This window comes from Virgibacillus dakarensis, from assembly GCF_900155625.1.
GTDB lineage: Bacteria > Bacillota > Bacilli > Bacillales > Amphibacillaceae > Lentibacillus_C > Lentibacillus_C populi.
Map to the genome: position 1 here is coordinate 1,278,315 of NZ_LT732554.1, position 14,721 is coordinate 1,293,035.

Genomic DNA, 14,721 nt, shown 5'->3' on the forward strand with positions numbered 1-14,721 from the left:
AACCTTTAAAATTTGTTATTATTGTGGTAAAATTGTAAAAAAATTAATAATAGTCCACAAGGGGGAGGAGCAACATGAAATTATATATGTCAGTGGACATGGAAGGGATAACAGGACTTCCGGACTATACATATGTTGATTCGGCTAAACATAATTACGAACGAGCGCGAAAGATAATGACGGAAGAAACCAATTACGTGGTGGATGCAGCTTTTAAATTTGGCTGTGATACGGTTTTGGTCAATGACAGTCATTCGAAAATGAATAATATTTTAATCGATCAATTGCATCCAGAGGCACTTTTAATTACTGGAGATGTGAAACCGTTTTCAATGGTGCAAGGGCTTGACAATACCTATGGAGGAGCAATATTTCTCGGTTATCATGCACGGGCAGGACAATTTGGTGTAATGGCACATGCGATGATTCATGCAGTCCGAAGCTTTTATATTAATGATATACCGATTGGTGAGCTTGGTTTCAATGCATATGTGGCGGGATACTATGGTGTTCCTGTTCTAATGGTTGCGGGTGACGACCAGGCTGCAAAGGAAGCGGAGGAACTTATTCCAAACGTTACAACGGCGGTTGTCAAAGAAACCATCTCTCGCTCGGCTGTTAAAAGTCTGACACCGAAAAAATCTGGAGAATTACTTACGGAAAAAACAGAAGTAGCATTAAAAAATCGGCATCATGTTAAACCACTTATACCGCCGGAGAATCCAGTGTTACGAATTGAATTTAACAATTACGGTCAGGCTGAATGGGCAAATCTTATGCCGGGAACAGAACCTGTGCCAAATTCAAGCATTGTGACCTATCAGGCAAAGGATATTCTGGAGGCGTATCAAGCGATGCTTGTCATGACGGAGCTTGCAATGCGTACAACCTTTTCATAGGAGTGGAACGACATGCTTAGATATATTTTAAAACGATTTGCTATGATGGTCATCACGATTTGGATTATCGTTACATTGACGTTTATTTTAATGGTGTCGATTCCTGGTTCACCTTTTAACGAAGAACGGGGTACGAATGAGACGGTTCAGGCCAATCTCGAGGCACATTACAATCTCGATGAACCATACTACATACAGTATTTGCTTTATTTAAAATCAATTGTAACGTTTGACTTTGGCCCTTCCATCAAGCAGCCGACAGAAACGGTAAACGATCTGCTTGGACGCGGGTTCCCGATTTCCTTTGAACTAGGAATCGTTACGATTATCGTCGCAGTTATCTCCGGTATTATCTTAGGAATTATGGCGGCTCTACGGCATAACAAGCTAATCGATTACGCCGCTATGAGTTTTGCTGTACTGGGTATCTCGATTCCCAACTTTGTTCTGGCAACATTGTTAATCCAGCAATTAGCCGTTAACTTGCAGCTTTTTCCGCCGGCAACATGGTCAAGTCCCGCCCATATGGTGCTTCCAGTCATTGCGCTGGCAACCGGCCCGATGGCGATTATTGCCAGGCTGACACGGTCAACAATGCTTGAGGTGCTGACACAGGATTATATCAAAATGGCCCGGGCCAAAGGTCTGACACCTTGGAAAATCGTTGTTAAACATGCATTGAAAAACGCGCTTATGCCAGTCGTGACCATATTAGGGACATTGCTCGCAAGTATTTTGACCGGTACATTCGTTATCGAGAAGATATTTGCCATACCAGGGATGGGAAAATATTTTGTAGAAAGCATCAACCAGCGGGACTACCCGGTCATCATGGGGACAACTGTATTTTATAGTGCCTTTCTCATCTTTATGCTGTTTCTGGTAGACATTGCATATGGTTTCCTGGATCCAAGAATCAAGCTGCATAAAAAGGGAGGAGAATAAGGCATGAAACAAGCGAGTGAACAGACAATAACAGATTCTCCTTCCAGGCAAGAGGTTTCTGACTTATTGTTCAAATGGAAGGAAAAAGATTTAAAAGCAGCCGAAGCCGTTTCCAGACCTTCTCTATCCTACTGGCAGGATGCATGGAGACGGCTGATGAAAAATAAACTGGCAATGGCGGGATTAATTTTTTTAGTCCTGTTAACCATTATGGCTGTAATAGGTCCAATGCTAACACCATACTCGGTTAGAGATCAGGATTTACCTAATCAGTTTTTACCCCCATCCGGAGCCCATTGGTTTGGTACTGATTCGTTGGGGCGCGATGTCTTTACCCGTACATGGTATGGAGCGAGAATTTCATTATTTGTCGGCTTAATGGCCGCGCTTATCGATTTTTTCGTTGGTGTTGTTTATGGGGGGGTTGCTGGCTATAAAGGTGGTCGCACCGACAACATCATGATGCGTATCATTGAAATTTTATACGGGCTTCCGTATTTGCTCGTTGTTATTTTGCTATTAGTTGTCATGGGTCCTAGTCTAACAACGATTATTGTTGCGCTGACGGTCACTGGCTGGGTAGGGATGGCTCGAATTGTCAGGGGACAGGTTTTGCAAATTAAAAATTATGAGTTTGTTCTTGCCTCGAAATCATTTGGTACCAAGACGAAGCGGATTATTCGCAAAAACCTGCTGCCTAACACAATGGGGCCAATTATTGTACAAATGACCTTAACGGTGCCGAGTGCTATTTTTGCTGAAGCATTTTTAAGCTTTTTAGGCTTAGGCGTACAATCACCATTCGCAAGCTGGGGTATGATGGCGAATGATGCACTTGGCGCCATTCTGTCAGGAAACTGGTGGACTTTATTTTTCCCGGCATTTTTCATCTCGTTTACGATGTTTGCTTTTAATGTTTTAGGTGACGGGCTTCAGGATGCACTTGATCCGAAGCTGAGAAAGTAGGGGATACAATTGGAAAAAATTCTCGAAGTAAATGATCTCCATGTTACCTTCTCCACATATGGAGGAACGGTAAAAGCCGTTCGTGGAGTCAATTTTCATTTAAATAAAGGGGAAACCTTGGCAATCGTTGGTGAGTCCGGCTGCGGAAAGAGTGTTACCTCCAATGCAATCATGCGGCTTATCCCGGATCCTCCGGGCAAAATATCTGGCGGTTCTATCCTGTTCAATGGGCGGGATCTTACCAAGCTTTCTGACAAAGAAATGCGCCGGATTCGCGGTGTCGATATTTCAATGATCTTTCAGGATCCGATGACGGCATTAAATCCAACGTTAACGATTGGCAGTCAGCTCATGGAAGGACTAAGGCAGCACCATAAAATTTCAAGTGATCATGCCAAAAAGAAGGCACTGGAAATGATGGATCTGGTCGGGATCCCCAACCCGGAAGAACGGCTGAAGCAATACCCGCACCAATTTAGTGGTGGGATGCGGCAGCGAATTGTCATTGCCATGGCGCTCATTTGTGAACCAGAGCTGTTAATTGCCGATGAACCGACGACAGCACTTGATGTAACGATTCAGGCACAAATCCTCGAGCTGTTTGAAAAAATTCAAGCTGGTACTGGTGTTTCGATTATTTTGATCACCCATGATTTAGGGGTCGTTGCCAAAATCGCTGATCGTATTGCTGTGATGTATGCAGGAAAAATAATTGAAGTTGGTACCAAACGGGAAATTTTTTATGAACAGGAGCATCCGTATACGAAGGGTTTGCTCAAATCTGTTCCAAGGCTCGATTTAAAGGGGGAGAAGCTCACCCCAATTGATGGTACACCACCAGATTTATTCTCACCTCCACAAGGATGTCCGTTTACCGCACGATGTCCAATGGCAATGGAGGTGTGTGATAAAGTTTATCCCTTTTCATCTGAGCTGTCAGATACACACCATGTGGACTGCTGGCTGCAGGATGAACGGGCTAAACAGCTTTTGGCTGAAGCAGCCGCGAAATAAAATCAAAGGCGGAAGCGCCCGGTTAGCGGCGTATGGACTGCGCCCGTGCAACACGGGTGGTTCAATGTTGCCGCGCAAAGCGGCGGTCTTAATTGAACATTCCTTCGTAGGAGATAAAGGAAACACGGTAAGCTGGAAGCGAACCGATGTTGACTTATCGTACGGAGGCGGGTGTTGTCCACTAGCCGCTGGGCGCTGGAGCCGGACGTGTCCAACTTTGGTGTAAGCTGGATTGAGCCAAGACTATCTTTACTAATTAAAAGGGGGAAAATTTTCATGAAGAAGTGGCTTTTACTGTTTTTGGCAGCATTGACGTTCACTGTTCTGGCAGCATGTACAGCAAATAAAGATGCTGGCAAGAAGCAAGATGATGACAGTGGCACAAAAGGAGAAGCAGCGAGTGAGGAAAAGGTATTGCTTATGAATAACGGAGAGGAGCCATCTTCGTTAAATCCGCCAGAAGGTTTTGACTCGGTTTCATGGAACGTGTTAAACAACCTGATGGAGGGAATGACACGTCTTGGGAAAGACGACAAGCCTGAAGCAGCAACTGCCGAGAGCTGGGATGTCTCTGAAGACGGAAAAACGTACACATTCCATATTCGTGAAGACGCCAATTGGTCAAACGGTGATCCCGTAACAGCTGGTGACTTCGAGTTTGCCTGGAAGCAGTTGCTTGACCCGGAAACAGGATCGCCAGCAGCATTTTTAGGATATTTTATTGAAGGCGGCGAGGCATTTAACAATGGGGAAGGGTCAGCAGATGATGTGATGGTTACAGCAAAAGACGACAAGACGTTGGAAGTTACCTTAAAAGCGCCTACCGGATTTTTCCTGCATGTCATTTCAAACCCGGCGTTTTTCCCGGTAAATGAAAAAGTAGCCAAAGAAAATCCCGAGTGGTATGCCGATGCCGACTCATTTGTAGCCAATGGTCCATTCAAAATGGAAACATGGGAACACGACAGCAAAATCGTCATGGTGAAAAACGATCAATATTGGGATAAAGACACCGTGAAATTAGATAAAGTCGATTGGGCAATGGTTCCGGAAACAAATACGGAATATCAAATGTTCCAAAGTAATGAGCTTGATATGACAGAAATTCCATCTGATATGGCGGATCAGTTGATTGATGGAGATGACGTAGTAATTGAAGATCAGGCAGGTCTCTATTTTTACCGATTTAATGTGGAGAAAGAGCCATTCCAAAACGTGAAAATCAGAAAAGCATTTGCGATGGCTGTTGATCAGAATAAAATTGTTGACTTCGTTACGAAAAATAAAGAAGAAGCGGCACATGGTTTTGTATCACCAGGTTTTACCGACCCTTCAGGCACTGATTTTCGTGAAGCAAACGGCGATCTCGTAACGTTTGATCCAGAAAAAGCCAAGCAACTATTGAAGGAAGGGATGGAGGAAGAAGGCTATGATAAGCTTCCGCCAGTGACATTGACCTACAGCACAGATGAAGCACATAAAGCAATCGCTGAAACATTGCAAAATATGTTCAGTGAAAATCTTGGTGTAGATGTTACATTGGAAAATACCGAGTGGAACGTATTTTCAGAGGATCAAAAGGCATTGAAACTTCAGCTATCACGCAGTACCTTCTTATTTGACTATGGGGACCCAGTTAACTTCCTGGAAAGCTTCATTACTGGCTCAACGATGAACCGTACAGGATGGTCGAACGAAGAATACGATAAGCTGATCGAAAAAGCAAAAACAGAGACCGATGAACAAAAGCGCTGGGATTATATGTATGAAGCGGAAAAACTGTTAGCAGAAGAAATGCCGATCTTCCCGATTCATTATTATAATCAGGTATACATTTATAAAGATAATATTTCCGGAGTAGTCCGCCACCCGGTTGGATATTTGGAATTGAAATGGGCGGATAAGGAGTAGCTGTTTTGTATGGGTTGCACAAGCTGGCTTTAGTCCTGGAGGAATGTCCCCGATTTGCTTTGCGATAAGGGCGCACGGGTCCGGGAGAGTGTGGGCTTCGCTGATTGAGTGTAGCTTCGCTGGTCGAGAGGGAGGCCGCCGATCAAAAGGGAAAAGCTGTGATCGAGCTTAAGAAGCCGCTGAACAAAAGGGAAAAGCCGCCGATCGAGCTCAAGAATTCGCTGAACAAAAGGGAAAAGCCGCCGATCGAGCTCAAGAATTCGCTGATCAAAAAGGAAAAGCCGCCGATCGAGCTCAAGAATTCGCCGATCAAAAAGGAAAAGCCGCCGATCGAGCTCAAGAATTCGCCGATCAAAAGGGAAAAGCCGCCGATCGAGCTCAAGAATTCGCTGAACAAAAGGGAAAAGTCGCCGATCGAGCACAAGAAATCGCTGATCAAAAGGAAAAACTTGCCGATCAGCAGCTTGGAACCCGGGAAAACAGCGCGAACCCGGATCAATACCGCGCGAAGAAGCCTAAAAGTCACGCGAATGATCACTTCGTTTTTAATGAAGCCAAGCGTATTCATATCAGAAAGGAACGGTCCATTTACACATGCTCATGGGCCGCTCCTTACATACATAGTAATAGCGATACATAGAAGGAAGGTTTTATCATGATCTATCCAGCACGCATCCATAAAGGTGACACAATTGGTGTGATTGCACCAGCCAGCCCGGTAATTCGAAAAGAACTGTACCGCGGGATTACGTTTTTTGAAGAAATGGGACTGTATGTCAAGCTTGGCAAGCATATTGACCAGGCGTGCGGTTATTTGGCTGGTACGGATCAGGAGCGGTTGGCGGATATGCATGCGATGTTTGCTGATCCTTCTGTGAAAGCCATTTTTTGTGCCCGTGGCGGTTACGGGACAGGAAGAATGGCAGCGGAGATTGATTATGATCTTATTCGAAAACACCCGAAAATTTTTTGGGGATATAGTGATATTACCTATTTACATACGGCAATACGACAAACAACAGGGCTTGTTACATTCCATGGGCCGATGGTTGCATCCGATATCGCAAAGGCTGATTTTGCTGAGTTGTCAGCAAACCTTTTTGAACAACTATTCTTTCCAACGAAACTTTGCTATTCGGAGGCAGTATCTCCCTTACAGGTGCTTGTGCCTGGTGAAGCAACCGGAGAGATTGTTGGCGGTAATTTATCACTTTTGGTCAGTACGCTTGGAACCCCGCATGAAATTGATACAGAAGGAAAATTGCTGTTATTAGAGGATATTGGTGAAGAGCCGTATCGGGTTGATACAATGCTCAATCAGCTGAAGCTCGCTGGCAAGCTGTGTCACGTGGCAGGCATGATCATCGGTGACTTTGCTTTGCCAACACCAAAAAAAGAGAAGCCTTCCTTAAGTTTAGATCAGGTTTTTCAGCATTATTTTGCTGAACTGAACTGTCCAGTAATGTCAGGGTTTAAAATAGGCCATTGTACACCAAACTTTTCCGTTCCTTTAGGGGTAAAAGCAACATTATCGACTTCCAAAAAAACCCTTGTTATAAACGCAGGGGTAAAGTAGTGGATGGTCTCCTGCATAATAACGCGTTAAAGCCGTCGGAGGGACAATGTATAGTGAACATAAAAACGGCAGACCACTGCATACATCATTCGAGGTAAACAGGGCTGTGGTTAGGTAATTGCATGTGAAGTAAGGAACCGGATCCGCTTCTGGGGAGCTGTTCGTTGGATAATACGGAATCTCTTTTGACCTAAAGAATGCAACATACTAAAAAGAATAATTCCAGCCCTATTAAACATGGGCGTATACCTTAAACATGTCCTCAACAAGTAATTTGACAGGAAAGGAGCACGAAAGGATGGTTAATCAAACGTTTGAACAATTTCCCGAAACACTATGGGTTGCGTCAGTACAGGTTGCCACCGTTTGGACAAATCCGGAGTCGGCCAGGGAAATGGACAGATTTGGAACGAGTAATCCAACAAACATGGATAAATGGATCGAGTCATTAACCTTTGAGCAGCGTGTTGCTTTGTGTGATGAAAACCGTGTGCAAACACAACTATTATATGGAGAAATGGTGCTTATCAGCGAAGTTCAGGATGATTGGGCGCATGTCATTATCCCAAGCCAGCCCTCACATAAGGACGACCGCGGTTATCCGGGCTGGGTACCAGCCAAACAGCTGAAAAAAGTGGCAAAACGTGATTGGCGTTGCAGCAAAACGGCTGCCGTTACAGAAAAATTTGCTTGGCTTGAAACCGAGTCTGGGGAGCATTTTTTGAAAATAAGTTATCAAACCCAACTTCCATTAATAAAGGAACACCCCGATCGAGTTGAAGTGATGACACCCCACGGGCCTTTATTTATAAAAAAAGGAGCAGTTACAGTTTTTCGGGCGGCTACTGGACTGAAAAAACAGGATGGAGGCCAGGTTGTCCAGGCTGGCGAGCAATTTCTCGGACTGGAATATTTTTGGGGCGGCATGAGTTCGTTCGGCTACGATTGCTCGGGTTTCAGTTATGCCATGCACAAAGCGAATGGCTACCTAATACCGCGTGATGCAGGTGATCAGGCAAAAAACGGGGAAAAAGTTTCATATGATCAACTATTGCCAGGAGATTTGATTTTCTTCGCGTATGAGGAAGGGAAGGGGGCCCTTCATCATGTCGGTATCTATTACGGTGACGGAAAAATGCTTCATTCACCGAAAACGGGGAAACGAATTGAAATAATTGCCCTTGAAGGAACCGTATATGAACGGGAACTTTGTGCGGCAACGAGGTACTGGCACAGGGAGGAATTGAAGTGAATGAGGATAAAATTTTGCAGGTTAACAACCTGAAAAAATATTTTCAAATGGGAAAAGGCCAAGTTTTAAAAGCGGTTGAGGATGTCAGCTTTTATGTTAAAAAGGGAGAAACATTTGGCCTTGTCGGTGAGTCGGGCTGTGGTAAATCAACGATCGGCCGAACGATCATGGGCCTGTATGATAAGACAGCTGGTGATGTCATTTTTGCTGGGAAAAATGTGCATGCGCTTGATGAAAAGGAAAAATTTAGTTTTTACCGCAGCATGCAAATGATTTTTCAAGATCCGTACGCATCGCTGAATCCCCGTTCCACGGTAAGGGAAGTGATCGCTGAGCCGATGGAGGTTCACCGGTTATTTTCCAATAAACAAGAGCAGGTTGCCCGTGTTTATGAGCTTTTGGAGGAAGTTGGTTTAAATCGTGATCATGCCAACCGTTACCCGCATGAATTCAGCGGCGGGCAGCGTCAGCGTATTGGAATTGCCCGTGCGCTCGCATTAAATCCGGATTTTATCATAGCTGATGAGCCAATTTCTGCGCTTGATGTCTCGGTCCAGGCACAGGTTGTTAATTTACTGAAAGACTTGCAAATGGATAAGGGGTTGACATTTCTATTTATTGCCCATGATTTATCGATGGTCAAACAAATTTCCGACAGAATTGCTGTGATGTATTTAGGCAATATGGTTGAATTAACTGCAAGTGAAGCACTTTATGATACCCCACTGCATCCCTATACGCAGGCATTATTATCAGCCATTCCGATTCCAGATCCGGATATTGAGGAAAGCCGTGAACGAATCATTCTGGAAGGTGAATTACCAAGTCCAATTAACCCGCCAAGCGGCTGTGTCTTCCGTACCCGCTGCCCCATGGCCATGGAAATTTGTTCAATCAAAAAACCAGCGTGGCAGGAAGTTGAGCAAAGTCATTATGTAGCTTGTCATTTATATGATGATACAGTGGAAGATAAAACGCCGCTAAAACGGTTAAGCACAGTTTAAATAAGACCCTTTCGCCCGGAGACTGGCGGAAGGTTTGTTTTTTAAGAAGTGTTTAACGAAAACATCGTCAGTAAACCGGGCAACATCAACAGAAAAGGAGTCAACATCGTCAGTAAACCGCTCAACATCAACGGAAAAGAGGCCATCATCAACAAAAAGCCACTTAACACTAACGAGAAAAGAACCCAACGTGGCATGGAACCACGCAGTATAGTCCGGTGCAGTGTTTATCCTACAAATCATCATCAAAACTACCAATCCTGTACAATTGCTCTACCCAGAATAGCTTGTCTATTTCCAAACATAATTCCTGTTTTTCTGGTTCTATTGTTTTCTGGGTTTGTATAAGTTTAATAGTAGGGATGCTAGAAGAGGATGTTCAAAGGTCACCAAATGATAAGCGGCGCACTCCAGAGTCGGCAGCAGGGTCTCTTCTGCTAAAACTACCCATGAAAATCGCTAACGTAGAAGTCAGCACCCCTGTTAGCCCGGTGCCGGAAGCTGGGAAGCCGCGTCTTTCAAGAGCCAATCAGCGATTCTTTGAACATCCATTAGAAGCTTCTTAATACGTTGTTGGATGAACCCGAGTATCAGGAATAGCAACATTCGAACCAGCATACAAATTTCTTACGAGGAGGCGGCAGATGAAAAATCGCAACTACAACTACAAAATGCCTAAAGCGTGGAAAAAGAAGAAAAAATCCACCTTCAATCGAAAAAGCACTTCCCTTATGCCTGTAAAAAAGGGGGAATTACCGGGGAAGCTCAATCAAAAAAAATATAAGCAGCTAACGGGAACATCATCTACATGGAAATTACCGGGTATATTATTTGTGGCCAGTTTAAGCATCATTATGTTGATCATTCCTACATTAATTGTTATGCCAGATGGGAGCAAGAATGATAAGCAAATGACAGTGAATGCCGGTCAAGAGCCCGAGGAGACCGTTGAACTAAGTGCAGGTGATTCTCCTTTCTCGGTAGAAGTCATGCGGGCAAGCAGTGACAAAGTCGAAAATGTGCCATTGGAAACATATGTATCCCGGGTTGTGGCCTCCGAAATGCCAAGTGAATTTGAATTGGAGGCATTAAAGGCTCAAGCACTTGCAGCAAGGACATATATAGTGGATTTGCTATTAAACCAGGATCAGGAGGATAAACCGGCAGTGACCGACACTACGGCAAATCAGGTATACAGCAATGAAGCAGAACTGCGCAAAAAATGGGGGAAAGACTACAATAAGAATATGCAAAAGATAAATAAGGCGGTTGCCTCGACAAAAGGGGAAATATTGACGTACGATAACGCTCCAATATTCCCGGCGTTCTTTTCGACAAGCAATGGGTATACAGAGAACTCTGAGGATTATTGGGAAAATAAACTTCCCTATTTACGCAGTGTCAAAAGCCCATGGGACAAAAATTCGCCGAAGTTTTTAGACCAAACGGTTGTCTCAATCGAGGATGCAGAACAAGCACTTGGGGTTGATCTGGGGGATCAGATTCAGGTTGATATAGCCCGAACAGACAGCAACCGGGTCAGCAAGCTGACAGTTGCTGGGAAGGAGTTTTCAGGAAGAGAAATTCGTGAAAAATTCAAATTGAGATCCAGTGATTTTGACATTGAGCAAAAAAACGGTCATCTCATATTTACAACAAAAGGATTTGGCCATGGAATCGGCATGAGCCAGTATGGGGCAAATGGAATGGCCAAAAATGGAAAAAGTTATCAAGACATTGTAAAGTACTATTATCAGGGAGTTAAAATAAGTGAAGTTGCAGAGACAGCACCAACACTTGTAGCAAAATAATGATATATAGTTGGAGGGCAGCATGATCGGTTATGGACAATTAACGTTTTCCTGACCAGGACTGCACCCTCTATTTTATATGGAAGTGTGCTTTCCTGGAAAAAATACTATTCTCCTAAACGAAATCCTGTACCTGTATAAAATCCTTACTTTCCCCCACATGCTGTAAAAAATACACAAAATCGAGAAATTTTTTTTATAAAATGTATAGTTTTTCTTTTTTCTGATCAGAATGGTTGTTGAGGTGATGATCAAATGAAAGAAGAAAACAATGGTACTCCAAAAAATAAATGGAGCCGCATTTTTCGCAAGAAGTGGTTTTTCCCAGCGTTATACCTGGTAATTGCCGCCCTGTTATTGTCAGTGGTCGTATGGTACCAAAATCTGGATAATCAAGTACAGGAGCCGAAAGACCAAGGCGTTTCAGATGACTACGCGAAAAGTCCGTACGATGATGAAGCGCAAACTGTAACCGAGCAGCAGGAAGCTGTTAAAATGCCTGTCGAAAAAGCAGATCAAGCAGAAATTGTAACTAAATTTTTTGATTACAACGCAGACCAAAAGGATCAGGAAAGTGCCCTTGTCCATTACAACAACCGATACTATCAAAGTACTGGTATCGACATTGCATCTCCAGAAGTTGAAAAATTTAATGTTACAGCTGCGTTAAGTGGAACTGTCACAGAAGTAAAGGAAGATCCGCTTTTAGGCAATGTTGTTGAGCTATCACACGAGAACGATGTGACAACGTACTATGCAAGTCTTGGAAAAGTTGATGTCAAAGCCGGAGATAAGGTGAAGCAAGGCGACGTTATTGGGACAGGCGGTAAAAACTTATTTGGTAAAGACAAAGGTGTACACGTCCATTTTGAATTAAGAAAAGATGGAAAAGCTGTCAATCCGGAGGAATTTTTTAACCAGCCTGTAAGCAAACTGGACAGTGCAGTAAAAGAGGATTCGAACACGGATGAGTCTGATCAGGCAGAGGAATCTGGAGCAACGGAGGATTCCAACCAAACCGATGAATCCAATGGTACTGATAATTCCAGCGATGCAGATGATGCAAATTCTGATGATCAATCTGGTACAAATGATGAAAGTGAAACACCGGATGCGGATCAGGGCAACAGTGATCAGAATCCAGATCAAGGTCAAGACAAAGAAACAGATGCAACGGATGGAAATTCTGCCGGAGCAACCTCCGATTCATCCAAAGCATCAGCAAATGCCTAATTTCATATAGGTATATAAATTGTTAGATTTACCCTAGTATAATTTGCTAGGGTTATTTTTTTGTGGATGCGGCTATCATCTTGCTGAGACAAGGCTCATGGAATCTATTCCAGGCGAGAGTCGAAAATTGTCGAACGATTCCGCTTTTTTTCTGCTAAAAATGTGTTATTATAATAGTAATCGTTGGTTATTGTTAGAGTTTGTCAGAATGTGTCGGAATAGCCATCTAATATACTTGAAACTTGAGTTCATATACGTAAAGGCCTGAGTTTATTAGAAAGGAGAAGCAACGTGAAGTATCCCAAGGCTGACATAACAGCTAATTCTTTAAATCCCATTTCCTCTGATGACAAACAGACATTGGAACAAATAATCCCAATGTTGCAACAGGAATACGATAACGAAACTGTTTTACAACTGACACGAAAACTTTGTCTCCAGTCGACCTCAGATGACATAAATAAAAAGGGAATGGAATTTTTATTTACTAATGGCTATTTGCATGACTTGCAACTACTTATTAACAAGAATAGAGAATCAGAAAGTAAATCAAACAGAGAATGGGCTGAAGTCTATCAACTTGTTGTTGACAGAGCAGAATTCCGTGCCTATCCTCGTAAATTATTAAGACAATTGGAATTTTGTCATACAGATGATCCTGAACTGCGCTGTGTGATTGAATTTCTTAAAATATCTATTCACTTTGACTTGAGAGAATTCGGTAAAATTGGCAATTTCCTTGATAAACAAACCTCTTTATTCGATGAGGTAGATGACACACTACTATTATCTTTTTTTAATTCAAGACTTTATCAAACCCTGTTTATCTATTATTGGACAAGAAATGAACTGATTGTTGCCAGAAAATATGCTTTCCGTGTACTTAATGAAACAACAAACAATAGAACGGCGGTAAACATGCATATTAATCTGGGGTTGACTTATACGTTTGATACTTATTTTCAAGGGATGTATCATCTGAATGAAGCGTTGAGGCTTGCCAAAAAACTAAATTATCAAGATGGCATTAACATAATTAACCAACAAAACATACCTTTTTTATCAGCCCATTTTAAAAAATTCGAAGGCATTACAACAGATGATAAAAGTGAACAAGCTCATTTGGAAATAGCAAAAGGGAATCATGCAAAAGGGATTGAACTTCTGAATCAGCTGAAAATCGACAGCCCTTTTAAAATGTATTACCTTGGCATCGCCAAACGAGACAAAAATATACTTCTCCGATCCTATAATTATTTTATTGAGAAGAGAAGTGATTATTTCTTCAGCAAATTACCACTAAGTGTCTTGGCAAATATGGATTGAGCAAAACAGCACTAACAACGTGGGTAGAAGTGGGGTTGCTCAAAAAAAATACCCTGCTTTTATTATAAAAAACCAGCAAAGAGAACAACACACCATGATGGGATTTCTTTTCATCTTTATCTTTAGCCAACTTAAAACAGGGAAGGGAGGGATATACATGAAGAAGGCACGCGCATTGGTTCTTGCAGCTGCGATGTTATTAGGAATCACATTTGCAACTGGCATGGTTAATTCAGGGTCTGCTTATTCGGTTGATCCGGGATATGGCGATATATTCAGTGACCCGGGATATGGTGACATATTTAAGGACCCAGGATACGGCGATATTTTCAGTGATCCAGGATATGGTGACATATTCAATGATCCAGGATATGGCGACATTTTTTAATTGTTGTTAGGATGTTTTGATATGGGACCATTCTCCAAAGTTTTGGTGAATTACAGTGTTTTCCACGCAGTTGCAACTGTAGCAATGACATCTTCCGTTTTTTTATTTTAACATTAGCACTGTAATTCACTCCTTCTAAAAATAACTGCTTGTCTCCTTCTTCAATCGCGTAATTTTAATCATAATCCACGAAATTTAGTAATAAAATGTTACAAACCAAGCAATCAATTCATGGTCTGAGGTGAGAGCTTGTGTAGCATGTCAAGCCTTTTTGTTAACCATCCAATACATACATTTTTTTTATAACTTTGATCGTCTTCACATATATATTACCGATTAGACTAAAAAATCGACATTGAGGGGTATTTTTATGCCCTGTTTTTTGAAAATTAAAAA

Annotated in this window: 14 protein-coding genes; 13 read left to right on the top strand and 1 reads right to left on the bottom strand. The window is 42.6% G+C overall.

Translation table 11 applies throughout. From position 1 onward, the window contains the following. Positions 1–74 precede the first annotated feature (74 nt). From CZ382_RS15975 to CZ382_RS16015, 9 genes are all read left to right on the top strand, one after another. Positions 75–899 (top strand): M55 family metallopeptidase, encoded by an 825-nt coding sequence (locus CZ382_RS15975; RefSeq protein ID WP_088052220.1) that lies wholly within the window; start codon positions 75–77, stop codon positions 897–899. Between the two features lie 12 nt (positions 900–911). Continuing rightward, complete coding sequence (locus CZ382_RS15980) at positions 912–1,844, top strand: ABC transporter permease (RefSeq protein ID WP_088052221.1); 933 nt, start codon at positions 912–914, stop codon at positions 1,842–1,844. A gap of 3 nt (positions 1,845–1,847) precedes the next feature. Further along, on the top strand, positions 1,848–2,810 hold the full coding sequence (locus CZ382_RS15985; RefSeq protein ID WP_088052222.1) for an ABC transporter permease: 963 nt from the start codon (positions 1,848–1,850) through the stop codon (positions 2,808–2,810). Between the two features lie 9 nt (positions 2,811–2,819). Then, entirely contained in the window at positions 2,820–3,824 is a 1,005-nt protein-coding gene (locus CZ382_RS15990; protein WP_088052223.1) for an ABC transporter ATP-binding protein, read from the top strand. A gap of 276 nt (positions 3,825–4,100) precedes the next feature. Beyond that, positions 4,101–5,735 (top strand): peptide ABC transporter substrate-binding protein, encoded by a 1,635-nt coding sequence (locus CZ382_RS15995; protein WP_088052224.1) that lies wholly within the window; start codon positions 4,101–4,103, stop codon positions 5,733–5,735. Positions 5,736–5,839: 104 nt separating this feature from the next. Next, a complete protein-coding gene (locus CZ382_RS16000; RefSeq protein WP_088052225.1) occupies positions 5,840–6,394 on the top strand; it encodes a hypothetical protein in 555 nt (184 codons plus the stop codon). Next, positions 6,391–7,311 carry a S66 peptidase family protein gene (locus CZ382_RS16005; RefSeq protein WP_200809537.1) on the top strand — a complete coding sequence of 307 codons (921 nt, stop codon included), beginning with the start codon at positions 6,391–6,393 and terminating at the stop codon, positions 7,309–7,311. The genes CZ382_RS16000 and CZ382_RS16005 overlap by 4 nt, the downstream gene beginning before the upstream one ends. Positions 7,312–7,609: 298 nt before the next feature. Next, on the top strand, positions 7,610–8,563 hold the full coding sequence (locus tag CZ382_RS16010; RefSeq protein ID WP_088052227.1) for a C40 family peptidase: 954 nt from the start codon (positions 7,610–7,612) through the stop codon (positions 8,561–8,563). 47 nt (positions 8,564–8,610) lie between these two features. Then, positions 8,611–9,567 carry an ABC transporter ATP-binding protein gene (locus CZ382_RS16015; protein ID WP_088053499.1) on the top strand — a complete coding sequence of 319 codons (957 nt, stop codon included), beginning with the start codon at positions 8,611–8,613 and terminating at the stop codon, positions 9,565–9,567. Here the strand turns inward: CZ382_RS16015 and CZ382_RS24295 are convergent. After that, entirely contained in the window at positions 9,553–9,813 is a 261-nt protein-coding gene (locus CZ382_RS24295; RefSeq protein ID WP_088052228.1) for a hypothetical protein, read from the bottom strand. The two genes, CZ382_RS16015 and CZ382_RS24295, sit on opposite strands and share 15 nt — an antisense overlap. 398 nt (positions 9,814–10,211) lie before the next feature. Between CZ382_RS24295 and spoIID the strand changes: the two genes are divergently transcribed. The 4 genes from spoIID to CZ382_RS16040 all read left to right on the top strand — a co-directional run bounded on the left by spoIID (position 10,212) and on the right by CZ382_RS16040 (position 14,325). After that, positions 10,212–11,378, top strand: a complete 1,167-nt coding sequence (gene spoIID, locus CZ382_RS16025) for a stage II sporulation protein D (RefSeq protein WP_230856244.1) — start codon at positions 10,212–10,214, stop codon at positions 11,376–11,378. A 255-nt stretch (positions 11,379–11,633) separates the two neighbouring features. Further along, positions 11,634–12,611 (top strand): M23 family metallopeptidase, encoded by a 978-nt coding sequence (locus CZ382_RS16030; protein ID WP_088052229.1) that lies wholly within the window; start codon positions 11,634–11,636, stop codon positions 12,609–12,611. A 291-nt stretch (positions 12,612–12,902) separates the two neighbouring features. Continuing rightward, positions 12,903–13,937, top strand: coding sequence for an AimR family lysis-lysogeny pheromone receptor (locus CZ382_RS16035; RefSeq protein ID WP_088052230.1), 1,035 nt, complete (start codon positions 12,903–12,905; stop codon positions 13,935–13,937). 157 nt (positions 13,938–14,094) lie between these two features. Next, positions 14,095–14,325 carry a hypothetical protein gene (locus CZ382_RS16040; RefSeq protein ID WP_088052231.1) on the top strand — a complete coding sequence of 77 codons (231 nt, stop codon included), beginning with the start codon at positions 14,095–14,097 and terminating at the stop codon, positions 14,323–14,325. Positions 14,326–14,721 lie beyond the last annotated feature (396 nt).

Bases quoted from the DNA above. Each gene is read 5' to 3' on its own strand.
- CZ382_RS15975 (WP_088052220.1), top strand. From the start codon at position 75: ATGAAATTATATATGTCAGTGGACATGGAAGGGATAACAGGACTTCCG.
- CZ382_RS15980 (WP_088052221.1), top strand. From the start codon at position 912: ATGCTTAGATATATTTTAAAACGATTTGCTATGATGGTCATCACGATT.
- CZ382_RS15985 (WP_088052222.1), top strand. From the start codon at position 1,848: ATGAAACAAGCGAGTGAACAGACAATAACAGATTCTCCTTCCAGGCAA.
- CZ382_RS15995 (WP_088052224.1), top strand. From the start codon at position 4,101: ATGAAGAAGTGGCTTTTACTGTTTTTGGCAGCATTGACGTTCACTGTT.
- CZ382_RS16005 (WP_200809537.1), top strand. From the start codon at position 6,391: ATGATCTATCCAGCACGCATCCATAAAGGTGACACAATTGGTGTGATT.
- CZ382_RS16010 (WP_088052227.1), top strand. From the start codon at position 7,610: ATGGTTAATCAAACGTTTGAACAATTTCCCGAAACACTATGGGTTGCG.
- CZ382_RS16015 (WP_088053499.1), top strand. From the start codon at position 8,611: ATGGGAAAAGGCCAAGTTTTAAAAGCGGTTGAGGATGTCAGCTTTTAT.
- CZ382_RS24295 (WP_088052228.1), bottom strand. From the start codon at position 9,813: ATGATGATTTGTAGGATAAACACTGCACCGGACTATACTGCGTGGTTC.
- spoIID (WP_230856244.1), top strand. From the start codon at position 10,212: ATGAAAAATCGCAACTACAACTACAAAATGCCTAAAGCGTGGAAAAAG.
- CZ382_RS16030 (WP_088052229.1), top strand. From the start codon at position 11,634: ATGAAAGAAGAAAACAATGGTACTCCAAAAAATAAATGGAGCCGCATT.
- CZ382_RS16040 (WP_088052231.1), top strand. From the start codon at position 14,095: ATGAAGAAGGCACGCGCATTGGTTCTTGCAGCTGCGATGTTATTAGGA.